General features: G+C 66.3%; 23 protein-coding genes. 10 read left to right on the top strand and 13 right to left on the bottom strand.

The window, feature by feature from the left end:
• Positions 1 to 7 precede the first annotated feature (7 nt).
• The 3 genes from WFJ97_RS12900 to WFJ97_RS12890 are packed head-to-tail and all read right to left on the bottom strand — an operon-like array spanning position 8 to position 3,209.
• The gene (locus WFJ97_RS12900; RefSeq protein WP_336641782.1) at positions 8 to 1,306 is read right to left on the bottom strand and encodes a glycosyltransferase family 2 protein; all 1,299 of its coding nucleotides are present in this window, start codon (positions 1,304 to 1,306) and stop codon (positions 8 to 10) included.
• Positions 1,303 to 2,283 (bottom strand): hypothetical protein, encoded by a 981-nt coding sequence (locus WFJ97_RS12895; RefSeq protein WP_336641781.1) that lies wholly within the window; start codon positions 2,281 to 2,283, stop codon positions 1,303 to 1,305. The genes WFJ97_RS12900 and WFJ97_RS12895 overlap by 4 nt, the downstream gene beginning before the upstream one ends.
• Entirely contained in the window at positions 2,280 to 3,209 is a 930-nt protein-coding gene (locus WFJ97_RS12890; protein ID WP_336641780.1) for a WcbI family polysaccharide biosynthesis putative acetyltransferase, read from the bottom strand. Before WFJ97_RS12890 ends, WFJ97_RS12895 begins: the two co-directional genes overlap by 4 nt.
• Positions 3,210 to 3,265: 56 nt before the next feature.
• Between WFJ97_RS12890 and WFJ97_RS12885 the strand changes: the two genes are divergently transcribed.
• The 5 genes from WFJ97_RS12885 to WFJ97_RS12865 all read left to right on the top strand — a co-directional run bounded on the left by WFJ97_RS12885 (position 3,266) and on the right by WFJ97_RS12865 (position 8,052).
• Positions 3,266 to 4,396 (top strand): hypothetical protein, encoded by a 1,131-nt coding sequence (locus tag WFJ97_RS12885; RefSeq protein ID WP_336641779.1) that lies wholly within the window; start codon positions 3,266 to 3,268, stop codon positions 4,394 to 4,396.
• Positions 4,393 to 5,577, top strand: a complete 1,185-nt coding sequence (locus WFJ97_RS12880; RefSeq protein WP_336641778.1) for a glycosyltransferase — start codon at positions 4,393 to 4,395, stop codon at positions 5,575 to 5,577. The genes WFJ97_RS12885 and WFJ97_RS12880 overlap by 4 nt, the downstream gene beginning before the upstream one ends.
• Positions 5,574 to 6,590 (top strand): glycosyltransferase, encoded by a 1,017-nt coding sequence (locus tag WFJ97_RS12875; protein ID WP_336641777.1) that lies wholly within the window; start codon positions 5,574 to 5,576, stop codon positions 6,588 to 6,590. Before WFJ97_RS12880 ends, WFJ97_RS12875 begins: the two co-directional genes overlap by 4 nt.
• Positions 6,587 to 7,414 carry a galactosyltransferase-related protein gene (locus WFJ97_RS12870; RefSeq protein WP_336641776.1) on the top strand — a complete coding sequence of 276 codons (828 nt, stop codon included), beginning with the start codon at positions 6,587 to 6,589 and terminating at the stop codon, positions 7,412 to 7,414. Before WFJ97_RS12875 ends, WFJ97_RS12870 begins: the two co-directional genes overlap by 4 nt.
• 92 nt (positions 7,415 to 7,506) lie before the next feature.
• Complete coding sequence (locus WFJ97_RS12865; RefSeq protein WP_336641775.1) at positions 7,507 to 8,052, top strand: pyridoxamine 5'-phosphate oxidase family protein; 546 nt, start codon at positions 7,507 to 7,509, stop codon at positions 8,050 to 8,052.
• Between the two features lie 73 nt (positions 8,053 to 8,125).
• Here the strand turns inward: WFJ97_RS12865 and WFJ97_RS12860 are convergent, their stop codons facing one another.
• The gene (locus tag WFJ97_RS12860; protein WP_247624563.1) at positions 8,126 to 9,172 is read right to left on the bottom strand and encodes an NAD(P)-dependent alcohol dehydrogenase; all 1,047 of its coding nucleotides are present in this window, start codon (positions 9,170 to 9,172) and stop codon (positions 8,126 to 8,128) included.
• Positions 9,173 to 9,258: 86 nt separating this feature from the next.
• On the bottom strand, positions 9,259 to 9,822 hold the full coding sequence (locus tag WFJ97_RS12855) for a TetR/AcrR family transcriptional regulator (RefSeq protein WP_336641774.1): 564 nt from the start codon (positions 9,820 to 9,822) through the stop codon (positions 9,259 to 9,261).
• Between the two features lie 78 nt (positions 9,823 to 9,900).
• Here WFJ97_RS12855 and WFJ97_RS12850 point away from each other — a divergent pair, with 78 nt between their 5' ends.
• Positions 9,901 to 11,040 carry a zinc-binding alcohol dehydrogenase family protein gene (locus WFJ97_RS12850; RefSeq protein ID WP_336641773.1) on the top strand — a complete coding sequence of 380 codons (1,140 nt, stop codon included), beginning with the start codon at positions 9,901 to 9,903 and terminating at the stop codon, positions 11,038 to 11,040.
• Positions 11,041 to 11,126: 86 nt separating this feature from the next.
• Here the strand turns inward: WFJ97_RS12850 and WFJ97_RS12845 are convergent, their stop codons facing one another.
• The 7 genes from WFJ97_RS12845 to WFJ97_RS12815 all read right to left on the bottom strand — a co-directional run bounded on the left by WFJ97_RS12845 (position 11,127) and on the right by WFJ97_RS12815 (position 20,205).
• Positions 11,127 to 11,855, bottom strand: a complete 729-nt coding sequence (locus WFJ97_RS12845; RefSeq protein ID WP_336641772.1) for a VIT1/CCC1 transporter family protein — start codon at positions 11,853 to 11,855, stop codon at positions 11,127 to 11,129.
• Between the two features lie 1,351 nt (positions 11,856 to 13,206).
• Positions 13,207 to 14,973 (bottom strand): tetratricopeptide repeat protein, encoded by a 1,767-nt coding sequence (locus WFJ97_RS12840; protein WP_336641771.1) that lies wholly within the window; start codon positions 14,971 to 14,973, stop codon positions 13,207 to 13,209.
• On the bottom strand, positions 14,970 to 16,055 hold the full coding sequence (locus tag WFJ97_RS12835; RefSeq protein ID WP_336641770.1) for a protein kinase domain-containing protein: 1,086 nt from the start codon (positions 16,053 to 16,055) through the stop codon (positions 14,970 to 14,972). Before WFJ97_RS12835 ends, WFJ97_RS12840 begins: the two co-directional genes overlap by 4 nt.
• Positions 16,052 to 16,342: a helix-turn-helix domain-containing protein gene (locus tag WFJ97_RS12830; protein ID WP_336641769.1), complete on the bottom strand. Its 291-nt coding sequence runs from the start codon at positions 16,340 to 16,342 to the stop codon at positions 16,052 to 16,054. Before WFJ97_RS12830 ends, WFJ97_RS12835 begins: the two co-directional genes overlap by 4 nt.
• 177 nt (positions 16,343 to 16,519) lie before the next feature.
• Entirely contained in the window at positions 16,520 to 17,626 is a 1,107-nt protein-coding gene (locus tag WFJ97_RS12825; RefSeq protein ID WP_336641768.1) for a tyrosine-type recombinase/integrase, read from the bottom strand.
• Positions 17,626 to 17,853, bottom strand: coding sequence for a helix-turn-helix transcriptional regulator (locus WFJ97_RS12820; protein WP_336641767.1), 228 nt, complete (start codon positions 17,851 to 17,853; stop codon positions 17,626 to 17,628). The genes WFJ97_RS12825 and WFJ97_RS12820 overlap by 1 nt, the downstream gene beginning before the upstream one ends.
• Before the next feature lie 1,884 nt (positions 17,854 to 19,737).
• A complete protein-coding gene (locus WFJ97_RS12815) occupies positions 19,738 to 20,205 on the bottom strand; it encodes a helix-turn-helix domain-containing protein (RefSeq protein WP_336641766.1) in 468 nt (155 codons plus the stop codon).
• Positions 20,206 to 20,575: 370 nt separating this feature from the next.
• Between WFJ97_RS12815 and WFJ97_RS12810 the strand changes: the two genes are divergently transcribed.
• Both WFJ97_RS12810 and WFJ97_RS12805 read left to right on the top strand, forming a co-directional pair.
• Positions 20,576 to 21,028: a hypothetical protein gene (locus WFJ97_RS12810; RefSeq protein WP_336641765.1), complete on the top strand. Its 453-nt coding sequence runs from the start codon at positions 20,576 to 20,578 to the stop codon at positions 21,026 to 21,028.
• Between the two features lie 19 nt (positions 21,029 to 21,047).
• Positions 21,048 to 21,650 (top strand): helix-turn-helix domain-containing protein, encoded by a 603-nt coding sequence (locus WFJ97_RS12805; protein WP_336641764.1) that lies wholly within the window; start codon positions 21,048 to 21,050, stop codon positions 21,648 to 21,650.
• A 1,144-nt stretch (positions 21,651 to 22,794) separates the two neighbouring features.
• On the opposite strand, the gene WFJ97_RS12800 is transcribed toward WFJ97_RS12805, so the two are convergent.
• A complete protein-coding gene (locus WFJ97_RS12800; RefSeq protein WP_336641763.1) occupies positions 22,795 to 23,055 on the bottom strand; it encodes a hypothetical protein in 261 nt (86 codons plus the stop codon).
• A gap of 349 nt (positions 23,056 to 23,404) precedes the next feature.
• Here WFJ97_RS12800 and WFJ97_RS12795 point away from each other — a divergent pair, with 349 nt between their 5' ends.
• Positions 23,405 to 24,937 (top strand): recombinase family protein, encoded by a 1,533-nt coding sequence (locus WFJ97_RS12795; RefSeq protein WP_336641762.1) that lies wholly within the window; start codon positions 23,405 to 23,407, stop codon positions 24,935 to 24,937.
• 448 nt (positions 24,938 to 25,385) lie between these two features.
• Entirely contained in the window at positions 25,386 to 25,679 is a 294-nt protein-coding gene (locus WFJ97_RS12790; RefSeq protein WP_336641761.1) for a hypothetical protein, read from the top strand.
• The last annotated feature ends 102 nt before the right edge of the window (positions 25,680 to 25,781 follow it).

The raw sequence follows: 25,781 nt of genomic DNA, 5'->3' as shown, positions 1-25,781 counted from the left end.
CCTCGGGTCAGATGAAGGCAGACGGTCCACCCCAGCCGCCGACCCATGCCTCGACGCGCGGATCCGAGCGCATCCGGTGCACGCCGTCGACCACCCTGCGCTCGGTGGCGAAGGCGGCCTCCGTGCCCCAGCGCTGCGCGCGACGCTCCGCGCGTCGGGAGCGCAGAACGCCGAGCGGTTCGCCGTCGACGTCCACGAGCTCCACCGTCCCCACGTCGCCGACCCCGCAACGAGCGAGGAGATCCGTGATTCCCCGCGGGTCGAGGACCACCAGCGGCACATCGACCTCCCAGGTCACCCGGGCGTCGGCATCCGCTCCGTAGACACCCACGCGCGGATCGTCGATCGTGCCGGCGGCACCGGGATCAAGCACCACCCGGCTGCGCGGCAACGCCGCGAGCAGCGAATCCACCGCGATGAAGAGCGCGGCCGGCGCGTGCGATCCGCGCAGCCGCAGCACGACATCGGCCGCCCCCGCCCACAGCGCCCGTGGCGCGGAGCCCGGCACGGGAATGGCCGAGACCAGACGCAGCGTCTGAGCGTTCGCTCGTTCGAGGCCGGCTCCATCGCGCTCGGCCCATTCCGGCCCGTCGTGCCACGCCACGGCCTCGGGAACATGCGCGAGGAGAGCACCGGCCCGCCACATCCGATGCGCCCATTCCCAGTCCTCCCCGCCGTAAGCGGTGAACGACTCGTCGAACCCGCCCACCTCGTCGTACAGCATCCGCGAGCATGCGATCACCGCCCCGATCACGAAGCGGTACGACCGGTCGTCGGCGTCACGAAGATCGGCGGTGCGGGCGTACTCCTCGGCGAGCCAGGACGGCTCCGACAGCTCACGACCGACGGCGGCCTCGGCGACGGCGACCGTGGCCGGGATGCCGGAGAAGTCGGCATGGCGCCGCCGCCCCACCGTGACCGCCTCGGGCAGCAGCGCCGGGAGACGGGTGAGCGCCCGAACGTACCCCGGTTCCGGCGACGTGTCGGCATCGAGGAAGCAGAGGATGTCGCCGCTGCTCGCCCGCGCACCGAGATTGCGCACGGCGGAGAGGCGGAAGCCGCGGTCGTCCTGGCGGACGACGGTCACGCCCTCCGGCACATCGACGGGGCGTGGAGACCCGTCGTCGGCGACGACGATCTCGAGCAGCTCCGGCGGGTAGTCCTGCGCGCCCAGCGCGTGCAGGGTGCGGGCGAGTTCGTCCGGCTGGTCGTAGTGCGCGACGATCACCGAGACACGGGGAAGCGGATCGGGATGCACGCCGTCGCGCTCGTTCCACCGGTTGCCGACCACGTACGGCGCCCTCATGCGCCCCGCTCCGCCCACCAGCGCGTGTACGCGTCGACCGCGTCGTCCCACGACCCCGGCACCCGATCGCGACCGTGCCGGGTCGACGCCGGGTCCGCAGCCGCTCGGCGCACCGCAGCGGCGAGATCGCTCTCGTCGGCGACCGTGAGGGTTCCCGGGCGCAGCGCCGCCATCTCGTCGATGTACCGGTTGCGCATCGCCACGGGGCGACGCCCCCACCCGATCCACGAGGCCAGAGAGCCGGAGGCCGAGACGTGCCGATGTGCGATCAGCGGCACCGAGACCGCCCGCCCGCGCCGTGCGATCTCGGCGTCGTCGAGCCACCCGGTCACATCGACGGCGACGCCCTGCGAACGGGCACGGCGGACGAACGCGGCGAGATCCTCGGCGTGCCCCTCCGAGGCGCGGCCGAGCACCGTCATCCGCTGCAGCCCCGCCGCGGCGGCCGCGCTCGCCGCCTCGTCGTGCCCCTTACCGGGGTAGAAGTACCCGAGCACGCCCACCGTGCCATCGAGCTCGGCTCGCTCCTCGGTCGGCGCGGCGAGCACCTCGACGGGCAGCGGCACCCGCGCGACCGGCCCCGCCCAGACGTCCTCCTCCCGCAGCAGCGCGCTCTCGTGCGCGCTGTTGACGACGACTCCCCGGGCCGAGCGCGCGACGAGCGCGTAGGCGTCGCGGCGCCGGACGCGGTTGCGCGGACCATCCGACTCCTGCGGCACGTCGTGCAGCGTCACGCTGATCCGCAACCGCGCGGCGAGCTCGGTGAAGAGCCGGGAGGCCTCCTCCGGTGAGTCGGCCCACAGGCGATCGGTGAACTGGGCGTGCACCGTCGTGCCCGGATCGAGTCGGAGGAGGTCGGCGGGTTCGACGACCTCGACCTCAGGGTGCGCGGCGGTGACCGCGACGGCGAGGTCCCGCGAGTACACGGCGACGCCGTGGGTTCCCGGATGCGCGAGCAGGAGCGGTATCGCGCTCACGCGGCGCGCCAGACGGCGAGAAGCGGAGCGAGCCGTTCGACGGCCGCCCGCACGAACTCCGGACGGGCGGCGTACCACTCCCGGTGCGCGGCCTCCACCTCGTCGGCGTCGAGGTCCGCCCCGTCGACGATCCAGTTCGCGCGCGGCTCCTCGGGGAGCGACCACGCCTCGACGACCTCGGGCTCGAGGGGGGCGCGCACGGCGGCGAGCAGTGGACGCCCCGGGTCGGTCGGGCCGCCGGCGACGCCCAGGACGCGCAGCACGCGTTCGCCGAGCGGGAGCCAGACGGCGTTCCCGGGATGGTTGACGGTGCGCATGTGATCGGCGGTGACATCGTCGAACAGATCGGAGATCGGGACATCGCAGCGCGTCTCGCGGGTGCGCAGGACGTCGATCGAGGTCTCTCCGACGGCGCGCACCCTCGTCGGCGGCAGCGCGGCGGCGACCGGGATGCCCGCGGCTCCCGCCAGGGTGCGGATGTCGTGATACGGCACGAGCGGCGGATCCTCATCGATCCCGGGCACCCGGATCGCGGCCTGGAACGGATGCAGACCGGCGAACCGCACGGGCGGCAGGGTGACCACGCGAGCAGTGGTGGCCGCGGCGAGCTGGCGCGTCCCGAGGGGCAGGCCGCGATAGTCGTCGCGGATCGGCTGAGTGACAACCGTGTGCGCGGCGGCCACCAGCGTGTGCAGGCGCTCGGCCTCATCGCCGCTCAGGTCGTGCACGGGCGGGACGCGCACGAATCGACGACCCGGCGCGTCCATCACCCAGCGCAGGGACTCTGCCTGGCAGTTGCCCACGACGACCCCGAACGCCTCGGGCAGCGGCTCGAGGCCGAAGAACTCCGCGTAGTGCCGGCGACGCGCTAGCACCGCGGACCCGGCGGGCGCAACGGGCGTGCCCTTCTCGGCGAAGTCGATCATCATACGAACGTATACCTTCGCCCCCCTGCTTCCTCCCCCCGGCTCTCACGGTCTCCGTGCGTGTGAGACACCTCGGTCCGGAGCATCCGCACCCCCCGAGGAAGACCTCCATCGCCACCACGACCGAGCGCATCCGCGTCGCATCGATCCCCGCCGCCCACCCCTACGTGCACGCCATCAGCGACCCGCTCCGCGTTCAGGTCCTCCCGGACCCTCCGGTGCCCGGAGCCCCCTCCGGTCAGTGGTGGCCGCCGGTCGCGATGACACCCGACTGGATCGACGACAACGCCGATGCCTTCGATGTGCTGCACGTGCACTTCGGCCTCGAGTCCTTCTCTCCCGCCGAACTGAGCGCGGCGCTCGACGCCGCCCGCCGGGCCGGGCGCGCGGTGGTGTACACCGTGCACGACCTCGACAACCCGCAGCTCGAGGCGCAGGGGCATCACCGAGCACTGCTCGACGTGATCGTCCCTGCAGCCGACCGCCTCCTCACGCTCACGGTGCCGGCTGCGTCCGAGATCGAGCACCGGTGGGGCCGCGCCAGCACGGTACTCCCCCACCCGACCCTGCTCACCGGCATCCCCTCGGCGAGCGCCGCAGCCTCCGACTCGCTCGCCGATGCCGTCCGCGTCGGCATGCACCTGCGCGATCTGCGCCCCAACATCGACGCCGAGAGGGCCGTCCACGCCGCGGTGCGCGCGGTGCGCCTGCTCGGTGACCACCGCGCCGTGCACGTCGACGTGCTGCTCAACGAGAGGGTCCGCGACGAGGCGACCGCCTTGCGGATCGCCGCCGCGATCGACGCTCCCCGCGTCGACCTGCGGCGCACGCCGCGGCTGTCGGATGCCGGGATCGAGCAGTGGCTGCGCGGCCTCGACGTGTTCGTGCTGCCCTATCGGCACGGCACGCACTCGGGGTGGGTGGAGCTCTGCCACGACCTGGGCGTGCGCGTCGCCGGCACCGATGTCGGACACGTCGGAGCACAGCATCCGGCCGGTTTCTCGGTCATCGATCTCGACGACCCGCTCACGCTGGCGGATGCCGTGCGGAACACCCCGCTCACACGCGGTGACGAACGGGAGGCTCTCCTGCGTACACGCCGCCGCGAGCGCCTGACAGAGCGCGATGCCGTGCGCGCGGCGCACGCCGCGCTCTACGCGTCCGCCATCGCGGAGGTCTCGGCATGACGCCCGTGAGCCCCCTGCGCATCCTGGTCGTCGCACCCGAGCGCCACGCGCTGCGCCAACCCCATCCCGGCGGTCTCGAGGCGGCGGTCTGGAATCGCGTGCGCTGGCTGCGGCGCCGCGGACACCGGGTCGATCTCTGCGCGGCTGCAGGGTCGGACTTCCTCGACGGCGTCCCGGAACTGCAGCTGCCGACCCCGCGCTGGCGACGCGAGTCCGACGTCTCCGACACCGACTACCCCGAAGGCCACCGGCGGCGGATGGCCGAGGCGTTCGACAGGATCCGCGTGCGACTCGAGCACGCGATGACGCGGGTCGACGTCGTCGACAACCACAGCCTGCACGGCGCTCCGATCCTGTGGAGCCACGCCCCGGGCATACCGGTGGTGACCACGCTGCACACTCCCCCGCTGCCCGAGATGGTGATCGCGGCGAATGCGCTGCCGGCATCCGCTCCGCACCGCTTCCTGGCCGTGAGCCAGTACACCGCGCGCTCCTGGTCGAGCGAGGGCGTCGATGCCTTCGTGTTCCCCAACGGGGTCGATACGACCCAGTGGCGACTCGGACCGGGCGGCGATGACTGGGTGTGGTTCGGTCGGATCGTTCCCGAGAAGGCGCCGCACCTCGCGATCCTCGCCGCCCGCCGGGCGGGTGCGCGCATCCGACTGGCCGGCCGCATCGGCGACGAGGGCTACTTCGCCCGCGAGGTCGAGCCGCTGCTCGGCGCGGATGCGCTCTTCGTGGGTGCGCTGCGGCAGCAGGAGCTGTGCGACCTGGTCGGTTCGGCGGCGGTCGCCCTGGTCACCCCGATGTGGTCGGAACCGTTCGGCCTCGTCATGGCCGAGGCCCTCGTGACCGGTACCCCCGTGGCGGCTTTCGACTCGGGCGGGGCGAGCGAGGTGCTCGCCGGCCTGCCCGGCACGGCGGTCGTGCCCGCCGGTGACGTCGACGCCCTGGCCGACGCGGCCTCGGCTCTCGCACGGAGCTCGCGCCGGGACACCGTTCGCCGTCGCGTGCGCGAGGCGGCGACCGACCGCCACTCCCTCGCGCGGCGGCATCGCGAGGTGGAGCGGGCGATCTCGGTCGCCGCGCACAGCAGTCCCGTCCCCGCAGTCCTACCGAGTGCGCCGGCGCCGCTCGGGCTCGGCACCGTCGGCGATGCCGTCGAGGCGGTGGGCGCATGATCGGCTGGTACGTGCATCACCACGGCTGGGGGCACGTGGCCCGTCTCCTCGCCGTGCGTCCGCACCTCGCCGATCCGGTCACCGTGTTCTCGAGCATGCCGCGGCCCGCGTCGCTCGACGATCGCACGAACTGGGTGCAGCTCCCCTTCGACGCCGATCCGGTCGTCGACGCCGATGGCGTCGAGCGTCCGGCGCACGAGCTCGGCGACGTCACCGCGGGCGGAGCGCTGCACTGGGCCCCGGTGGGGCATCCGGGGCATCAGCAGCGCCTCGCGATCATCGCCGACTGGATCGCGCGCACCGACGTGGCCGCATTCGTGGTCGACGTCAGCGCCGAGGTGACCGCCTTCGTGCGGCTGCTCGGCGTGCCGACCGTGGTCTTCGCCCAGCCGGGCGATCGGACGGATGCTCCGCACCGACTCGCCTACGACCTCGCCGATCGCATCGTGGCGCCGTGGGCCGCGGACACGATCCCGGCACCGGGGCTCGTCCCTCACGAGGAACGGGTGCGCCGCGTGGGCGGCATCTCCCGTCATGCGGGTCGCTCGCGGCCCACGGGTACGGCGCCGAGCGGGGAGCGACACGTGCTGTTCCTCAGCCGCACGCTCGACGACGAGCGCCTGCGCACGGTGATCGATCTCCTCGTCGCGGACGGATGGCGGGTCGAAACCGCCGGAGCGCGCGAGGACGACCGGGTCGACGACGTCTGGCCGCTGCTCTCGCGCGCGTCCGTCGTCGTGAGCGCCGCCGGACAGAACGGGGTCGCCGACCTCGCGGCGGCGGGTGCGCGCGCCGTGGTCGTCGTGCAGGAGCGTCCGTTCGCGGAGCAGGAGCACACCGGCCGTACCCTGCGCTCGCGGGGGCTCGCCCAGGTCGCCGGCCACAATGCCGCGCCGGAGCACCTCGTCGAACTCGTCCGCCGCGCGCTCGCATCGACGCCGGACTGGGGCGCCTGGCAGGTGGACGGAGCGGCGGCACGGGCAGCCGCCGTGATCGAGGAGGCACGCGCGTGAGCATCCTCGTGGCCGTGATCACCCCGGCATCCGTCGACCGCCTCGCCCATCTGCACCGACTGCGACGGTTCCTGCGCGACGCGGTCGCGCCCGGCATCGAGTTGCTGCCCATCGAGGTCGGGTTGGATCCCGAGGCGCCGGGACGGTACGACGGCGCCGTGCAGGTGCACGTGCCCCCGGGGCGTCACGGCCTGCGCGTCGGCGCCGCGCGCAACGCCGCGGCGGAGGAGGCCCTCGCCCGCGGGGCCGAGCTGCTGGTCTTCCTCGATGTCGACTGCCTGCCCTCGCCGGGCCTGCTGCACCGGTACGCCGAGGCCGCCGCTTCCGTTCCGGACGGCATCCTGTGCGGACCCGTCACCTACCTGCGCAGCGTCGAGCGCCCGCGCGAGCCCGACGAGCTGGCCGCGCACACGCGTCCGCACCCCGGCCGTCCCGCCCCGCCGCCAGGGGAGATCGCCACGGCCCACCCCGCGGAATACGACCTCTTCTGGTCGCTGTCGTTCGCGGTGACGCCGGCGACCTGGCGTCGACTGGGCGGCTTCGACGAACGGTACGAGGGCTACGGCGCCGAGGACACCGACCTCGGTCGGCGCGCCCGCGAGGGTGGCATCGCGCTGCACTGGGTCGGCGGGGCCGATGCCTACCACCAGTGGCACCCGGCGGGCACCCCGCCGTGGCGGCACCTCGACGACATCCTCCGCAACGGGGCGCTGTTCGCCGAGCGCTGGGGCGAATGGCCCATGCGCGGGTGGATCGAGGAGTTCGTACGGGCGGGAGCCGTCGAGGAGCACGCGGGCGGATACCGTCGCACGTCGCGGGCCTGACCCTCCAGGACGGGCGTCACCCGGGCTGGTGCACGGCGCATCCGAAGCGCAGTATCGAAGAAGGAGACACCCGGAACCGAGGAGAGGACGCCATGGCCACCGCAGCACCGCACCCACCCGCACCCGACGCACTGCTCGCCGACCTCGACGAGGCCGAGTGCTGGCGGCTTCTCGAAGCGACCGAACTGTGCCGGCTGGCGTTCGTCGCCCCCGACGGGCGTCCCGACATCCGCCCCGTCAACCACCTCGCCACGGGCCGCAGCATCTACGTCCGCTCGGCCTTCGATGCGAAGTTCCTGGCGATCACGGCGCGCTCCGCGGTCGCTCTCGAGGTCGACGGCGAGAGCGCCGACGCGTATTGGAGCGTCGTGGTGCGTGGCGAGGCCGAGCAGGTGACCAGCGAGGCGGAGCTGCACCACGTCGGGGTCGAGCACCTCGCCTCGTGGACGCCGACGCCGAAGCAGTTCGTCGTCAAGATCGTCGCCGCGACGGTGACCGGCCGCGTGTTCCCGAAGCGACCGCGCGTCTCGCTCCCCGTCTACGCCGTGCCCCTCACGGATGCGGCCCGGGCGAAGCACCGCACCGAGCGCGGCGAGCGCCCCTCCCCCATCCCGCATTTCGAGCCGCCGGCGTCGTGAGCGGGGCGCGATCCCCGGTCGTCCGGAGACGCAGAAGGCCCCCGATCTCTCGAGGGCCTTCCGGTGACGGGTCTCAGGGCACGATGACCGCGCGACCCCGGATGCTGTTCGAGGCGAGATCCTCGTAGGCCTTCGGACCGTCGTCGAGCGAGTACGACTCGGTCTGCACGTGGATCTTGCCGGCGCGGGCGAGGTCGAGCACCTCGATCAGCTCGGAGCGCGAACCCCAGTACGGCACGCGCACGGCGGCGTCGTAGGCGATCGAGCCGAAGCCGAGCGTCATGTTCCCGCCACCGATACCGACGATCGTGATATCGGCCTCGAGCGCGGCGACGCTCTGCGCGAGGGCGATCGTCGGGTTCGCTCCGACGAAGTCGAACACGGCGTTGGCGCCGAGGCCGCCGGTGATCTCGCGGATCTTCTCCGCGGCGGAGGCGTCGCTGATCAGCACGTGATCCGCGCCGACCTCGGTGGCGAGGCGCAGCTTCTCGTCGTTCACGTCGAGGGCGATGACGGTGGCGCCCGAGACCGACTTCAGGATCTGGATGCCGACGTGGCCGAGCCCGCCCGTGCCGATGACGACCGCGAAGGTGCCGGCGCCGAGCTTCGGGAGCGAGTTCTTGATCGCGTGGTACGGGGTGAGTCCGGCATCCGTCAGCGAGACGTTCTGCACGGGGTCGAGGTCGCCCAGCGGCACGAGATGGCGGGCGTCGTCGACGATCATGTACTCGGCCATCGATCCCTGGCTGCCGAGACCCGGAGGACGGATGCCTTCGGCGGCGGCGTTCGTGCAGTAGTTCTCCTTGCCCATCGAGCAGTTGTGGCAGCGACCGCAGCCCCAGGGCCCGTAGACGGCGACGGCATCCCCGACCTTGAGCGTCGAGTCGACACCCTCGCCGATCTCGTGCACGATGCCGGCGCCCTCGTGACCGAGCGTCAGCGGCAGCGGGTAGCCCTGCTCGAGGTAGTCCTTCTCGGGGAGTCCCATGACGTAGTCGTCGGAGTGGCAGACGCCACCCGCGGTGATCTTGAGCAGCACCTGACCGGGGCCGGGCTTCGGAATCGGGATGTCGACGACCACCGGGGGCTTGCCGATCTCGACGTAACGGAGGGCTTTCATGTACTTCTTCTTCCTGGCATCCGAGAGGTCTGCCGCGCGGTGCGGAGGCGTGGGCTCTCGAGACCGTCCCTTCCAGTATCCGCCCGTTACGCGTCGATCCAGTCGCGCATGTCGCTCCACACCGACGTCAGAGCATCCTCGAGCGGGATGTCCTCCGGCCCCTCGAGCCATCTGTCCATCGCGAGGTCGAAGCAGGTCACGGCGACGGCCGCCAACGTGTGCGACTGCTGAGCGTCGATGCCGCGCGCGGTCAGGGACTCTTCGATCGCCTGCCCGAGGTAGTGGCTCCGCAGGAGGTCGCGCTCGCGCAGCGCGGGTTCGCTGCGAACGATGTTGCGCCGACGCGCGATCGGCTCCCGCCAGCCGTGGATGCCGCGGCACGCCGCCGTCAGCCCCGCCCGCACCATGGCCGCACCGCTGCTCTCCGCCGGGACGGATTCCATGAAGTCGCTCACGGCCTGGGGAAGCTCGCGATCCCGGAGGAACAGGACATCGCGCTTGTCGGCGAAGTGGCGGAAGAAGGTACGGGTGGTCAGCCCCGCTGCGGCGGCGATCTGCGGGACCGTGGTTCCCGCGAAACCCTGACGCTCGAACAGCGACATCGCGGCGGCTTCGAGCCGCAGCGCAGCATCCGGTGACCATCGGGGCATGCAGCCATGATGTCACGCCATGCCATGAGGTGTACTGTGATGACACGAGATGTCATCAATCGCGGAGAGCGGATGGGTATGAGCAAGAACACGGCGGCGTGGATCGATTCCCCGTATACGGATCTGACGATTCGAGAGGCCCCGATGCCCGCACCCGGGCCGGCCCAGTTGCTGATCGAGGTGCGCGCGCTGGCGGTGAACCCCCTGGACGCGATCATCCAGTCCAACGGGACCGTCATGTACGGCTGGCTGCAGTACCCGGTGATCCTCGGCGAAGACGTCGCGGGCATCGTCGTCGAGACCGGAGCGAACGTCGACGGCTTCGCCCCCGGCGATCGCGTCGTGGCGTACGCGATGGGCTTGGAGAAGGGACGAGACGCCGTATCCGAGAGCGGGTTCCAGAAGTACGTCGCCGTCGACGCGAGCCTCGCCGCCGCCCTGCCGGACGCGATGGCCTTCGCGGAGGCGGCCGTTCTCCCGTTGGCGCTGTCCACGGCGGCGGCGGGTCTCTTCGAGGCCGGCCAGCTCGCGCTGGACCACTCGCACCTCGGCGACGCCCTCCCGCGCGAGGAGGTCGTGGTGGTGTGGGGCGGTGCGACCGCCCTCGGCGGCAACGCGATCCAACTCGCCCGAGCGGCCGGCTACCGCGTCATCACGACGGCATCCGCCCATAACCACGACCGGATGAAGCGATTGGGTGCAGAGGCTGTCTTCGACTATCGAGACCCGGATGCCGTCGATCGGATCATCGAAGCCGTGAACGGGTCGGTCGTGGCGGGTGTCCTCGCGATCGCCGTGGGGTCGGCCGAACCCTGCCTGAGGATCGCGCGCGCGACCGGTGCCCGGAGGATCGCGATGGCGAGCCCGCCGGTCTCGTTCTACGAACAACCGCGCAGAGCCGGCCTCTCACTGGTGCGGATCCGCCTGTTCGCGCGCCTGGGAACGCGCACGGCTCTCCTGCAGTTGCGGAGCCGCTTGAGCGGAATCAGAGCCACGTTCATCTGGGGAAGCGCCATCGCCGCCTCCCCCGTCGGACCGGCGGTGTGGGGCGCCTATCTGCCCACGGCTCTCGCGTCGGGCGCTCATCTCCCCTACCCGGAGGCTCGCATCGCCGGGGACGACCTGTCCGCGATCCAGGGAGCGATCGATGCGCTCCGCCTCGGAGTATCCGCGAAGAAGCTCGTCGTCTCCCTCGATCCGACGACTATCGGGTCCTGACCGGCAGGTCAGGGAGATCGTGCGGCATCCCTCCATCGCGCTCAGCGGATGAGAGAACCCAGCGCCCGCCGCTGTCAGGCCGACTCTCAGGCGATGCCGGACGTTCCGAGCAACGAGCCGAGAGCGAACGTCGCGGCGAGAGCGAGCGCCCCACCGACCACGACCCTGACCGTCGACCGGACCGCAGGGTTCCCGCCGATCCTCGCGCTCACGAACCCCGTCAGCGCCAGCGCGAGCAGGACGACGATGAACGTGATCGGGACGCGCAGGTCGACGGGCGGCAGCAGGATCGCCAGCAACGGGAGCAACCCACCGATAGTGAAAGCAAGAGCCGACGCTCCAGCCGCAGCCCACGGGCTCACCACGTGGTCTTCGGTCATTCCGAGCTCTGCTTCCAGGTGCGCGGTGAGGACGTCGTGGGCGGTCAGCTCTTCCGCGACCTTGCGTGCTGTCTCCGGAGTGAGCCCCTTCGCCTGGTAGATACCGGTGAGCTCTTCGAGCTCCGCAGCGGGATCATCGACCAGCTCCTGGCGTTCTTTCGCGATCAGCGCCCGCTGGCTATCGCTCTGACTGCTGACCGAGACGTACTCGCCCAGCGCCATCGAGACCGCCCCACCGACCAGCCCCGCGATACCCGCTGTCAGCAGAGGAGCGAAACCCGTCGTCGCACCGGCGACACCCACGACGAGCGCAGCCACCGAGACGATGCCGTCGTTGGCGCCGAGCACACCTGCTCGCAACCAGTTCAGCCGCCCGCTCATGTCATCGGCATGCGGCTCGTCGGGGTGGGCACCGACCGGCTCGACGTCGTTCATATCGGTAGCTAAGCAGCGCCAGGGGTGCTCCGCCAGAAGGGGCGAGCGGCGATCGACAGCGACGGGAGCACGACGTTCGACTCCGAACACGGAAAAACCCCCTCACGAGGAGGGGGTTTCCATGGCGGTGACGGTGGGATTTGAACCCATTGGCTCCACCTCTAAACAGAAGACTAGCGCTCCGGGGACCCTAGATTTCAGTGGTTTGGCCCCTGGCTGTTCACCACTGCCCACGTAAACTCACATGTACTCATGCACCAAAATGCACCATGAACCCCCGAGCCGAGCCGAGCCGAGCCGAGCCGAGAACGATTTCGCGTTGAAGCAGCACCGGAAGCCTCGAGTCAGGGGGCGAGAGCGCGGCGGAGCGGTGTTCAACAGCTCCAACGACACCGCGATGATGATGCCAAGCCCGCAGATACGGCCCAGCCCGACGGCAATCAGCCGTTTCGCGATCTCCGCGTAGACCGCCTACCTCGAGGCCGGGAGCGTATCCGACCGACCGCCTTGCGGTCATCTCTCTCCGGTACGGCGGCGCTCGCTTCATGTGATGAGTCCACGATTCGAAGTCGCTCACGGTCGACACGCAGCATCGCTTCTAGAGAGCTCGCAATACTCTTGATCTGACGCTCGTTACGCTGGGCGATGTTCCAGTTCTTGTTGTCGTAGTCCTCTTGCGTAGCGGCCACGCGATATTGGTCCAAGTCCAACACAAATCTGTCTTCGTACCGTCTAGGTGCTGGCCGAGAACTCCGAAAGCCAAGCCAACCCACTTTCCGGGAGAGCGGATCGAGGTACGAAGCAGTAATCTCAAACCGCCGAACTGCGCCTTCATCCTCGAACAACTGCGGTGCAGCGTCGAGATGCCACGAGATTCGCCTCCCTGGAGCGACCTGCGGAATAACAAACTGCCCACTGAAAACCTCGTCAAGGCGCTCCTGTTTTTCGACACGGCCGAACGGGGGAAGGGGATCCGCTGTGAGCGTCACGGATGTCGCCAATTTAGGTGAAATGTTCTCCAAAGAGATCAGCACCAAGAGAGAACGGAACTCGAAGTCCACGGCCAAGTAGGGCCGCTCTCTTTCCTCTCGCTCCTCGAGAATTATTCGGAGCTGGCTGAAGGCAGCGATAGCAGCGACCAAGGCTACGACGAAAGTGGTGAACGTCCAGAACGCGCCCCACTCCGCAGGCGTGGGCCACCCCTCGATGTGCCAGAACCCGAGTGGGGCGACGGAGTCCACACCACGGACACTTAGGTTCATAGATGCCACCTCGCTGAGCTGACTCCGAAGCAAAGTGCGGTGCCGGAGCCTTCAGTACGCCCTGAATTCATCGGTAGATGCTGGGCCCGTTAGATAGCTAGCGGCCAATCAAATCCGTGGCGACGCGCCACTTCGTACAGTCTCAGGAATTCTGGCCGATCCTCCCAATCATCTGGCAACGGATACGGAGGCAACGAGAGCGCAGCAATCATCTGCTCGTCACCGTTGTCAAGGAGTCCGAGCTGACGCACGATTAGCGCCTGGTAGGCCGTCATCAAACTCCGAGCGTCATCCTTGCGCGCTTCGGCTTCATCCGCCGCCTGCCGATACAGTCTCATACCGGACTCGATGCGACCAGCCGCGAGATGCGCAAGCCCCAAAGTAGCCTTGAGAATGAAACTCTCCTCCGCCCGCGGCTCGAGAATTCGCAGAGCGCGCTCAGCCTGTCCCGCCATTGCCAGAACGTACGCTGCGTTATTAAGCGACGTCGAATCTAGTCCGTCTCGCGCCACCACCTTTTCAGCTAGTTGAGCCGCCTCATCCCATCGTTCTTCACCTATACCCAAGGCAATCATCAGGGCCGCGAAGGCGTGGTCATTGCGCGGCTCCAGCGCAGACCAACTGGTCGCGTGAACCGCTGCGGTCTCGTTGTCCCCGTTCAAACTTGCCAACTGGTAGAGCACGAAAGCGGAATTCGCTGGCGAGAGCTGATCTTTGACTCGATGGAACGCCGAAGAAAGTGTAGCCGCGTGGTGACGCAGCCACGCAACTTGCGCAAAGTTGACAACGGTAACGTCACTGTCCGGGAACTCTGCCATCAGTCGCTTCAGGTCGTCCAGCGCCTGCTCGCGCGGGACCATCCCGTTGCCGGCACGGATCCGATAAAGGTTGCTACGAACTTCAGCAACCGTGTCAGCATCACCGTCCTCAGATGCCTTTGCGCTGGCCCTCTCCAGCATGCGCAACGCCAGATCGAGGTTCCCCTTTCCGAGCGCAACACGTGCTTGAACGACCATCAGGCGCGCAGTGGGCTCCACGCCACGACGCAGCAAGAGATCAATCTCGCGTTCGGCGCGTGCAAGCTCTCCGTCCGTGAGGATCAGTTCCAGCAAGTGCAGCCAGATGTCTGCACGGGCAGGCGCCGCTTCCCTCGCCTGCTCAGCCGCCTTTCGCGCCTTCTGGCGGGCTCCCAGACCCAGAAGCGAAATCGACAGGTTGAGGGCGGAGTCAGCGTCGTGCGGATTGTGGCGAAGAGCCGCCCGAAGATGTGGTGCAGCTCGTTGGAACTCGCCCTTGAGCGCAAGAACGTAGCCTTCGATCGCTTCTCGCTCCGGAACGGTCGAATCCCCAATCAGTGAACATGCCTCGTCGAACCGAGCCCGACCTGCTAGTACTGCTCCAATCTCGAGTTTGAGGTGGGCGCTGATTGGAAGGACGCGAGCGTAACCGAGGACATCGTCGAGCTTGCCGGACCGAAGCAAGACCTCTATCGCAAGACGAGCTGCGAACGGGTCGGATCGCTGCGTGGCCTCAAGTTGCTGGCATCTCGCAAGAGCATCTTTCGCCTTCTCCACCGCCTCCGAGTTCTGACCAGCGGTCTCTAGGGCGTGGGCAAGTGCCGCGATCGACGTCGAAGTTGCTGCCGCATCCGCCTGTCTGCGCGCGGTTAGCACCGAATCCTCCACCTGAGCGAGGATAAGGTCCGACAGGCGGTCACGAGAGGACGCCAGAGGTGCGCGTCGAGGCCTGGCACCTGAGGAACGGATAGACATTCCAGGGAGTACCGGACGGATGGCGTCCCAAGAGGAGGAAGAGTCAGCTTCGATCGTCTCAACCATGCCGAGAGGATCCGTCATGCGCTTTTCCTTTCCGTGTTTGTGATCCGACGTTCCGCTCTTGCTTCGATATCCAGTTGCTTAATCATGATGTCGACTCTTTTCAAGATCCAGTGCAGGCCGTCCCTGTCCAGGCGGTCCCGCCGGAAGGGCGATGGCTGCGATCGGCGGCCCGGGAGCGGATGACAGAGTTGGCCGAGGATCACAGACGTATCGAACCGAACACTCGGCGGAAGCAAAGCAACGATATCGGCGGTAACCGATGTGTACCGGCCGACGAGGACACTCAGGTCTCTGCTTCGGCCCGCGAAGTAATCGATCTTTGCCTGATCAATCACCGAGTAAATGTCGCTGAACGCCAGACTTGTCATCGACTGACCTGTGATGAGCTCGACGAGGATTGAGCCCAGTCCGTAGTAATCAGCAGCGATCGCTTCCTTGGCCGTGGGCTCACCCAGCAGGTACAGATACTCGGGTGCAGCGAAACGCACGTCCCCGCGACCCAAGACATAGTGTTCGAGGGTCTTGGTTATTGGAAGAGCCAGGTCCTTGGATCGCCCTAAGTCGCCGAGCCTCACCGCGGAGAGGTTCCCGCGTACGAAAAGGAGACAGTTACTACACTTGAGGTCTCGATGGACGACTCCTCCGGCGTGCATCTGCCGTAGGCCTTTGATGACGTCCCGCCAGAGGCGCAGCTTGTCAGCAAGACTCAGATCGTCCCGTGACACGGGATCCCGACTGATCTCATCGAGGGAACCCGATGCTCGGGATAGCACGAGATACCGAACATCGACGGGCATAACGCCTCCGACGATATGAATGTCGACCTTGCCCACACCGAAGTCCACGAAATTAATGACTCCGTCACACCCGGAAAGTTGACGCAGGAGCACGGCTTCGTTCTCGAACTCAATAGTCGCTTCGGCTGAAGGACTTACCTTCAAGACCTTCACTGCAACGAGCGCGCCAGTGGTCGCGTGCCTCGCTTCGAACACATGCCCGAAGCCGCCTTCGCTAATGTGACGAAGAACTTCATAAGGCCCCAGGCGTTGGCCGAGCAGGATTCCCACCCACGGATCGGGCACCGGAGTAGGCACCGTCATGCTGAGTACTGCTCCCTGAGCCGCCGAATCTCTTCCGGATGCTCGCGTAGTATCGCGACGATGTCCGGCGGAGCCTGCCCTCGGGCCAGCTCGATAACCTCGGCTGACACTGAGTAGTACTCTGCAAGCCTCTCCGTTGCACGCTCGCCGACTGCACGCTCGCCACGTTCCATGCGCGATAACTGCGAAGCTGCGATACCGAGCTCAGCTGCCGCCGATCGAAGCGTGTGCCCCTGCCTACGCCGGAGTTCGCGCAGCAACGACGCCGCGGAATCCCCCTTGGCCATTCAGTCATCATACGCTCTCGTTGCCAGTTTTGGCAACGAGAGCGTATGGAGACCGTGGGCCGGTGCGGGACCAAGGTCGAGGCTGGAGATCAAGGCGGCCACTGAAACAGGCCATCGCCCCGCCCCATCAGGGCTTCGTCCTCGCACCGGAGATCGACTCCGAGCCCGGGCAGGTTCCTACTCATCCCATGAACGGCGCTGCTCAGCCCTCTGCTGACTCAGCGCCTGGGTCACGTTATCGAGATCGTCCGGAAACAGTGCGGCGTAAGTGTCGAGCGTCACCTTGGCCGACTTGTGTCCGAGCATGCGCTGGATCACCTTGACGTTTGCCCCAGCGCTGATCGCAAGTGACGCGGCTGTGTGCCGCAAGTCATGGGGCGTGATCCGAACCATGCCCGAGTCCGCGGACCTGCAGCGCTTGACGGCCGCCTGGAACCACCCATTCACACTATTTCCAGGCCGCAGGAAGCCTCCGTCAGGCGAGTTCCAGAGACGATCGCCAGCCGTCTTTCCGCTCACGAGCATCGCAACCTCGGTGTCCAGAAAGTCCGGGTAGGCGACCACTCTGCTTTCGTGACTCTTCACGCTGCCGAGTACGTGCTTGCCATTGACCTCTGATACCGCCTCACGAATCAGGATCCGGCGCTTCGCGGTATCAATGTTTTTCACGCGCAAGGCGGTGGCCTCGCCCCATCGAAGTCCCGTATAGGCCAAGAATCGCACCAGCGTCGGGTAGCGCGACGCCCGTGCGAGCTGCTCAATCTGGCGGTGCGTCAAGTACGTCTCCTCCGGCAGAGGCTTTCTCTTTATCGTGATCCCGCGTGCAGCGTTCTTGATGATTCGACCATCCTCGATCGCATCGTCGAGAATCCCGCCCAGCAGATCTCGGGCACGCGAGACAGTGGTGTGAGACCGCGACTCGCCTAGCTCTGTCAGCCAGTCGGCGAGGTCCCTCCTCGTGATTGCGCCGACGGAGTAACGACCCCAGCGCGGCAGAACCCAGATTCGATATGTGCTCTCCAGCGAGTGATAGGTGCTAGGGGTAACTTTCGTCTGGTGGCGCGCAAGCCACTCGGCCCCCAGCTCCGAGATACGGATCTTCGAGTCTGCCGGGTCGACGTACGATCCTCGGAGCTTTGCGACCTCGACAGTGGCGAGGTGCGCTTCAGCATCACGCTTGAGTTTGAAGCCGCGATCATGGCCGCGTGTGCCGTCGGGCTTCGTGTACCAAACCTCGTACATCCGACCCTTCGTCTTCGTCGAGTACGCCTTGACGGTCCCCATCAGGCGGCCTCTTCCGAGGTGCTCGCGTGCTCCTGAGCGAGCAGCCACTCATCTACCGCTTCGGGGCGGTAGCGGGGGCTGCGACCGATGCGGATGAACTTCGGGCCGCGGCCCGTGATGCGCCACTCGCTCAGATTGCGCTCAGTCGTGCCGAGGCGTTCAGCGAGCGTTGCCGGCGTGATCAGCGAGTCCAGCAGAATGGTGCTCGCTGGGGTGGAAAAAGGCATGGATCTCCCTTGGAAGTCAAAACTTCCAAGAGGACCTCGTAGCCGAACCCGTTAGCGGTTGCTTGGCGTATCCAATTGGTCGGACCGTCGGTGGCCCTGCCCTTTTCGCGTCATTCAGGCTTGCTCACGACTGTACACAGCATGTCGGACATCTCGACGGATGGCCCACATGTCAGGAGGCTACGCCCGATCGACGTTCCGCAGATGGGCCCCATGTACCTGGTGCGTACCTGCCGAAACGGAGGTTGCAGGCACGCCTGCAGGTACGCGTGAATCCGCGTGATCTCGGGATTTTTCGGTCTTTCTGACCGCGAAGTACCTGTTGTACCTGGTGGATAAAGAAAAAGAGTAGTAATCGGTCTTCCACTACACCTGCGCCTATCGAGCTCCGAAAGGCGCTCCATATATAGAGGTTTGGCTACCGCCGCAGGTGCACCAGGTACACTCCAGAATACCCCTGATCAGAGGAGATTTCCCCTTCTCGAGCACCCTCCGTCGCGTTGCGACGGTTCTCCTACGTCGATCGGCCATTTTCTTGGATTTCTCGCGTACCTGGTGGCCTCCAGGCACGCTGCGGGTACGCGCCCGCATTCTCGCTTCGAGATTCTTTCCCTTCGAGAGCACGTTCATTGCAAAGTGGTCCGCGATCGAGCCTTCGCCATGATCTGTTCGGTGGCGACCGGACGAAGCGAAGCGCAGCGCGGTCGTCAGCGGTAGCAACCGGAGAACGCCCCGGTGAGGCGTTCTCCGGCGAGCAGCGTCAGCTGCGAAGTGAGGGCCGACGAAGCGCAGCAAAGGCGGCGAGGGAAGCCTCGAGACAGAGCGCAGCGACAGTTGAGAGGCGGACCGAGGAGGTGTCGGCCACGCCGACCACCGGTCAAGTTTCGGGCGAGCGAAGCGAGGTGAGAAACGCAGCCCGGTGCCACCTCCCCTTATGCTCTTTCCTACTTTTGGACCCGAAGCCGAGCTTTCGCGAGGAATCGGGATCAGATTCGCTGCGACATCGGGGATTCTTGGTTGACTCAAACTCGTTGTTGACACGCTGACTCAGGGCGGAGAACGGCGTCAGCGTGTTAACAGGCACCTCCTTCTGCCCCGGAAAGTCGCGGGTTCGCTGTTAACACGGATCGGAACGAAGTGACTCCGTGTTAACAGCGAGCTCGTGACGCCGCTTCGGGAGAGCAGTGGATACCTCGGGGCGAAGGGATGGGACCATCACCGTTGGGACCACGACCGAACCCGAAGGGCCCGAAGGGGGTTGTGGTCCCAGGCCCATCCTTTTGCCCCGGAAAGTCGGGGGAGGCTTGGGACCATGGTTTAGAACGATGTGGCACCGTGGTCCCAAGCCTTGAGCGGAGCGACGAAGCGCCTGTTGCCAGCGTTGGGATCATGCTTGTTCCTCCCCCGACGGCAACCGCCCGGAGGCGGTTGCCGTCGGTGATTGCTCTGCGGCGCGGGTGCGCCTCACACCAGCTCGTCGTCGCTCGATCCGCGATCGAGCCACGCATCAGCGCGCTATGTCGCCCACATCTGATGGCGCTCGACTGAAACGCAGATCCGTGGTCACTAGGGGCCCCACAGTGGAGCAGCTCGAGGCCACGCGAAGGCCATCCAGAGATAACCTGACGTCGCCGCAACCAAGATTCATGTTACCTGGCCTCATATTGGCCCTCATCAGGTCTTTGCGTGGCCACGCAGAGGCCGTTCCGAGGCCGTTGAGAAGCGCCGAGCGTGCCGCTCTCCGATGGCGCTCCTGGTAGTGATCGCGAGGCACTACTGGGCTCGAACAGAGCTCCAGAGGATGGAGCACGGGGCCGGGCGAGGCTTCTCGAGAAACCAAGCCTCAGCGCCTGAGCGCGGCAGAATCTTGCCCCACCCGAGGCGTCACCGGCTGCGAAGGTCCGGAACCGGCTTGGGCAGAAGTTCTTCGATAGGCACCTGAAGCACCTGCGCGATCGAGAGGATCGACCGCAGCGCGGGGTTCGCAGCCGTTCCGCGGCGCGATTCACCGCTCTCGTACTGGCGATAGATGAATCGGCTCAGTCCAGCTCGATGGGCGACTTCCTCCTGGCTGAGGCCAGCGTCGTGCCGTAGGCGCCTGAGATGAACCGAGAGCTGCAGGACGAACTCACGCCACTCGGCGTCAGCCTCGCCTGGTCGCCCTGTCACGGTTACAAGCGTCGCCAGATTGGCTTCCTTGTATGGGCTTACTAGTAAGCCATATTCTGATTCGAAGCCGACAGCGTCTCGCGAGCGCGTACCCACAGGGCGACCGCTTGCGAACCTAGCGCCGAGGCGATCGGAAGCCCGACCGGGTTGACCGTAGACGAGCGAGAGGATGGCCACTGCCATGGCAAACCCTGGGTACTTGAGCCCTGAGAACTGGTGGACATCCGCGCGACGCCCAGCCCCTTTGGCATGGCGCGCTCTCTTCACGGAGCTCACAATCGGCGCATCAGCGGAGCAGTGGGGATTGGCGGCCGGCTTGTACATAATTCATCATCACCGTCGCCACGACGAGGGACCCACGATTCGTGACGTTTTCAGCCATCTCTTCCCCGACACCAATGGCCTCCCTTCGCTCTCAGCCGAAGACTGGGCGCGAAAGGATTTGAACCTGGCGCGGCATCGCTTCTGGACCGCGGTGATCGTTGTATGGCGTCGACTCGGATACGTCCAACACGAAGTAGGCGTCCCCAACAGCCTCCACGCTGGCAGGCGCGTGCTCGCGCTCGTGGCACGAGACGAGCGCATCGGCGCGATGGCAGGCGAACCCGCATCCGCGGACAGCGACGCAATAACGCGCGCCGCGATGAAGGCGTCGCTGACTCCAGAGCAAGCCGTCATCCGCCTGCGCACGTCTCGCCGTTATCTCGACCGCGTCACGCGCGCCGGATTCCTGCACGCCGTCGCGCTCGCTCCGAACGAGATGCGCTATCCGATGTGGCAGTTTTCGGCCGGCGAAGGCAAGCCAGTCGTCGACGGCGTCAGCCTGATCGTGTCCTCGATACCGTCCGATTGGACGCTGCCGCGGATACACCGCTTCTTCACGACACCGACCTGGCACCTGAAGAGCAACCGTCGAAGCCAAACGCCCACGAGATGGCTGTCTCAAGGGCGCGATCCATTGCACGTGGCCATCTTGCTGGAGGGCTATCAATATGACATCAGCTAAGGGGACAGAGGACGCCCGGATGACGCTCAATAACCGCGTTGAAGACAGCTCCAAGGTGGCCGTTGATGTCGATACAGCGAAGGCTGCTCTTGAGCGCCTGATCGGCACTGCGGCAGCGCATGGTCGCGACTGGAAGTTGGTCAAGTCGCTCGTGCTTACGATCGCCGGCTTCATCTCTGAAAAAGGTGCGGACGTTCTCTTTGACGCGAGCCCGGCTCATCCTGCTGGAAGAATGCGCCCAGAGTACAGAGCCCAAGTTGAAGCCATCATCGACTCATTTAGCGACGATGAAGCGGCATACTTCTTGGACATCAGTCTCCGACACGTGAGACGACTCGCTCAGAACAAACACCTGCACTTCTTCAAGGTCGGCCGCATGCGCAGGTATCCGACCTGGCAGTTCGACGAACGAACTGGCGTCCTGCCAGGGCTACACGACGTGGTCATGGCGGTCCCTTCCGCCTGGGAGCCAGCGCGATCCTACGCCTTCATGGCTACGCACGAAGCAGGCCTCATGATCCACGGCGAGCCCATCAGTCCGCACACCTGGCTCGCCATTGGTCTGGACCCAGCAACCGTAGTCAGCTTGATCGAGGAGAGCGAGGCTTCCGATGACACGTAAGCGGCCTACGTTCGCGCAGGTCCAGCAGACGCTTGCGATGAACAAGGCGCCAGCGGCTGCGGGCCATCACCCTATCGCCCCGACTACCGGACTAATGGCGTCGACGCGGCGGACCTCGCTGCCACCAGGGCGGCAGCGGACGCGCCAGTAGATCGCTGTTCGACGCCATCGTCGGGCGACGCTTCGAAGACGCGTACCGCCGATCGGGTACGCACTGCGCGCCAGATCGACCCCACGAAAATACCAGATAAGGAGCGCATTTTGACCTACTCGATTGTCGCGCAACGAGGATCGCGTACCCGTTCGCGTACCATCAGATCGCGAGCCGAATTACGCGCTGACCTGGCCTTACAGCATCAAGTACCGTTTGTACCAAGTTTTCGAACGAACTGTATGCGTGTGCGCGCGCGCGTGTGGAGTTTCTCAGAATCAGTGGTACATCGGGTACAGATCTCTCTCTATCCCTCCGAGTTCCTTGGGAACACAGGAGAGAGCTCCCGTTCCGGCGTACCGTATTTCGATCTCGGCGTCCTCAAATACGGTACGCGGCGTTCCCACTCGACCTCCTATTCTGCGTCCTGAACTGCGATTTCTCGTGCGCAACCGCGTACCCGTTTTGGAGAGCAAATACGGTACATCACCCCAGGATCAAAAGATCTTCCGCCGACCGACGACTCACAGAGGCTCCCATGAAGGACCCGACCTCCCCGCTCAGCAAAGGTGGTGCCGAATTCCAGCGCATATCACCCATGGGCCCGCCAACGCTCGATCACGCCGCCCGTCACGAGCTTCTGCGTGAAGTTCGAGCTGCTCTGGAGGAGCTTCACGCGGAGGCTCTCGCTGAACGGGATGGGAGGGTATTCACTACCGACGAGACGCTCGCTCTCCTTCGCCGATGTGACCTCGGCACCGGCTTCGGGGACAGTTAGACGCTGAGAAGGCTCCGCTACCACGCAATGAACAGAAGGGTCGATGACCGGCAGGCGGGATCACCTGATCCACATGCCGATGGGACACCCTCACCCCCCCAGGTCGGCTGGCTGTTCCCCGGTGAGAGCAGAAGCGCCCACCCGACGAGCACCACAAGGATCGTGATGATCGGCACCAACACCACCGTCAGGCGGGAGGAGTTGCTTCGCCGGCGTCAGGTCCATGCTCCGCGGGCGATGATCCAGAGCACGAGCCCGGCCGCGATCGCGAAGAAGATCAGAGCGATACGCAGTGCGAAGGGCCCCTCGTCGTTCCAGTGATACGTCGAGCCGAACTCCCATGGGCGCCAGACGAGGCCCGCCAGTCCGACCCAGAACACTCCGAGCATCCCGACGACCACTGCGCCGGCACCGCAGAAGATCGGGCCGGCCACACCGCTGTACGAATCCGACTGCTCGCGATCGTAGACTGCCATACCCAGCCCCTGTTGATCCCTCCACGCCAGCAGCGTCACCCCGACGGCCGACTCTTCGGCCCTTGCCCCGACCGTAGCAGCGCACGAGATAGCCACTTCTACTTTGCGACGGCGCAGACCCTCGCGATCCCACTCAGCGACCGGTCAACAGCCGCTCAGCAGCTCAGCCCCATCTCACTTCAGCATCTGGCCCGTTACCCCCGATAAGAACAGTTATCAGGAGTATCGGCGTGGACATGACGTCTACGCGGGCGCAGCGCAGACAGCAATCAGCTGTCTAGCCTCGCTCTTCCGAAGCTGGTAGCTGAGGCGTAGGAAGGAGGCCAAGGTAGGAGCGAGAGGCGGATCCATGTCGACGAGGACAGTGCGTGAATACTTGCGCGTCTCCAAAGACGCTAGGGTCACGGGGCGAAGCCCAGATCAACAGCACACCGAGAACGTGCGGGCCATCATCGAACAGGGATGGGCGCTCCACCCCGCGCCCGCGTATCGAGACACAAATCGGAGTGCTAGTCGTTATGCGAAGCTCGTGAGAGAAGATTTCAAACGCCTCATCGAGGACCTCGAGACCGGTAACTTCGGTGCCGATGTTCTCGCCATATGGGAGTCGAGTCGCGGTTCCCGCCGCGTCGGCGAATGGGTGGACCTCGTTGACTTGTGTCGGCAACGCAACGTGCTCATCTGGGTGACCACCCACGGTCGCGCGTATGACCCGAACCGATCTCGGGACCGCAGAAGCCTTCTCGAGGATGCAGTGGACGCCGAATATGAGTCGGACAAAATCTCCGAGCGTCGCAAACGTAGCGCTCGCGCGTCCGCCGCCGAGGGGCGGCCTCACGGCAAGAACATCTACGGCTACCGCCGCGTGTACGACGAAGGGACACGCGACCTCCTGCGGGTCGAACCTCGGCCCGAGCAAGCCCGAGTGGTCATGGAAGCCGCTCATCGGGTGCTCGCCCGCGAGCCGTTCTACGCCATTGCCAAGGACTTCAACGAGCGGGGCATTCCGACCAGACGCGCCAAACGGAACCCGCCGTTCGAGAATGAGGCGTGGACGCCGTCGACAGTGAAGCAGATGTTGCGGCTACCGGCGTACGCGGGCAAGCGTGACTACTGCGGGAGCATCGTGGGCGACGCGATGTGGCCCGCCCTCATTCCTTTCGAGCAGTGGCAGCAGCTTCAGGCGATCATGGACGCCCCTAGTCGCAAGGGGCCACGAGATCACATGGGAAGGTATCTGCTGTCCGGGATAGCGTTGTGCGGCGTCTGCGGCGCCCCCTTAAAGTCGCAGAAACACACCTACATCCCGAGACGGGCCAATGCTGACGGCGCTCCTCAGCCGCGGCATACGTATCGCTCCTACATTTGCCCTGGCATCCCGGGCGTGCGGCGACCCGCCGGCACACCGAACTGGCACGCGGGAATGAGAATGAACCTCCTGGACGAGATTGTGATCGACCAGCTCCTCCAGCACGTTCGCGACTCGACAATCCCCTCGCATCACGAAGGCACGGACGAGAAGGCCTGGGCAATGCGCCTAGACCTCCTCAAGGAGATCGCCGAGCACGAGCACTATCTCGACACTGTTCGAGCCCAGGCAGCCGCGGCACGACGATTCGAGCTCGCACTCGACCAACAAACGCGCGTACAACCGTTCATCGACGCCGCCCGCCGCAAGATAGCCGATCTGACGACGCCCAACCCTTTGGTGCGCGCACTGTCGGATGCACCGGATTCGCGACAAGCATGGGACGCTCTAGAACTTCCGGAACAGCGCCGACTCGTGCGGGGAATCATGACCCCGGTGCTCCAACGCATCAAGCCATCCGAGCGCGGCAGCAATAGACCCGTTCCCGACCGGGTCGAAATCATCTGGCGATAGTCGCCCCCTGGCTCCCATTAGCTCCGTGTCCACGCACTCCCGATACATGAACGCCGGGGCGCGCGGTCGCATGTCTGCGGCGGCTTGGCCCCTCCGAAACCGTTCTCCACACCCTGCCGATTCGCGAACGACGAATGCCCACCGCGGACATTCGTGAGCCGTTCCGCGACTGAGCTTCACGTCCCTGTCCGTACAGTCTGCGAGGGCATCTCTCGCAGCCGCGTGTTCGCGGTGACCTTAGCATCGGTCATGCGGTCGAGGAATGCTCGGATGGCGCGGAGCTCTGACTCCGGCGTACTCCGCGCCGCGGCGGGAGCGGCTGCGCCATGCTCGCCGTCGTCATACCGACCCTGTCGAAGATGCGCTCCTGCACGAGCTCCTCGAACGGAGTACCGGCCACGTAGGCGGCGAGTCCGTTCGAGTAGCTCGAGTACGCCGTCAGAATGACATGTCGAAGGAGTACCGGTTCGACGGCTCAGACGAGGTGCTCTTCGAGGTCGTCTCACCCGCACCCGCCGGAGCGATCTCGGCGACGGCGATCGACATGGACCGGTTCATGCTCGCGCAGCTTGGCGACTCCGAGCAGCCGTTGCCGGACCCCGAGACCCGCGCGCTCATGCATCAGTCGGCTTTGACAGAGGACAGCATCGGATGTCTCGCCGCCGGCCCGGTGATGACCGCGGGGATTCTTGGAACACGACCTTCATTGGGGCGTTCTTCATCCTCTCGAGCATCGACGTAGTCGCCGCCGGCTCCGGTCAGGTCACCATCTCGGTGATCGTCAATCCCGACGGCGACCGCTGCGTTTTATCGAGACCGAACCGTGGGCGTGGACGGAGTCGAC

The sequence above is a fragment of the Microbacterium sp. USHLN272 genome (assembly GCF_037149655.1).
GTDB lineage: Bacteria > Actinomycetota > Actinomycetes > Actinomycetales > Microbacteriaceae > Microbacterium > Microbacterium galbinum.
This window is presented reverse-complemented; position numbering and strand designations above follow the sequence as displayed.

Coding starts and splice junctions, on each gene's coding strand:
- WFJ97_RS12830 (WP_336641769.1), bottom strand. CDS start 16,342: ATGGCCAAGGGGGATTCCGCGGCGTCGTTGCTGCGCGAACTCCGGCGT.
- WFJ97_RS12855 (WP_336641774.1), bottom strand. CDS start 9,822: ATGCCCCGATGGTCACCGGATGCTGCGCTGCGGCTCGAAGCCGCCGCG.
- WFJ97_RS12790 (WP_336641761.1), top strand. CDS start 25,386: ATGTCGAAGGAGTACCGGTTCGACGGCTCAGACGAGGTGCTCTTCGAG.
- WFJ97_RS12805 (WP_336641764.1), top strand. CDS start 21,048: ATGACGCTCAATAACCGCGTTGAAGACAGCTCCAAGGTGGCCGTTGAT.
- WFJ97_RS12820 (WP_336641767.1), bottom strand. CDS start 17,853: ATGCCTTTTTCCACCCCAGCGAGCACCATTCTGCTGGACTCGCTGATC.
- WFJ97_RS12875 (WP_336641777.1), top strand. CDS start 5,574: ATGATCGGCTGGTACGTGCATCACCACGGCTGGGGGCACGTGGCCCGT.
- WFJ97_RS12840 (WP_336641771.1), bottom strand. CDS start 14,973: ATGACGGATCCTCTCGGCATGGTTGAGACGATCGAAGCTGACTCTTCC.
- WFJ97_RS12835 (WP_336641770.1), bottom strand. CDS start 16,055: ATGACGGTGCCTACTCCGGTGCCCGATCCGTGGGTGGGAATCCTGCTC.
- WFJ97_RS12860 (WP_247624563.1), bottom strand. CDS start 9,172: ATGAAAGCCCTCCGTTACGTCGAGATCGGCAAGCCCCCGGTGGTCGTC.
- WFJ97_RS12825 (WP_336641768.1), bottom strand. CDS start 17,626: ATGGGGACCGTCAAGGCGTACTCGACGAAGACGAAGGGTCGGATGTAC.
- WFJ97_RS12815 (WP_336641766.1), bottom strand. CDS start 20,205: ATGGCAGTGGCCATCCTCTCGCTCGTCTACGGTCAACCCGGTCGGGCT.
- WFJ97_RS12880 (WP_336641778.1), top strand. CDS start 4,393: ATGACGCCCGTGAGCCCCCTGCGCATCCTGGTCGTCGCACCCGAGCGC.
- WFJ97_RS12850 (WP_336641773.1), top strand. CDS start 9,901: ATGAGCAAGAACACGGCGGCGTGGATCGATTCCCCGTATACGGATCTG.
- WFJ97_RS12890 (WP_336641780.1), bottom strand. CDS start 3,209: ATGATCGACTTCGCCGAGAAGGGCACGCCCGTTGCGCCCGCCGGGTCC.
- WFJ97_RS12900 (WP_336641782.1), bottom strand. CDS start 1,306: ATGAGGGCGCCGTACGTGGTCGGCAACCGGTGGAACGAGCGCGACGGC.
- WFJ97_RS12800 (WP_336641763.1), bottom strand. CDS start 23,055: ATGGCAGTCTACGATCGCGAGCAGTCGGATTCGTACAGCGGTGTGGCC.
- WFJ97_RS12865 (WP_336641775.1), top strand. CDS start 7,507: ATGGCCACCGCAGCACCGCACCCACCCGCACCCGACGCACTGCTCGCC.
- WFJ97_RS12845 (WP_336641772.1), bottom strand. CDS start 11,855: ATGAACGACGTCGAGCCGGTCGGTGCCCACCCCGACGAGCCGCATGCC.
- WFJ97_RS12795 (WP_336641762.1), top strand. CDS start 23,405: ATGTCGACGAGGACAGTGCGTGAATACTTGCGCGTCTCCAAAGACGCT.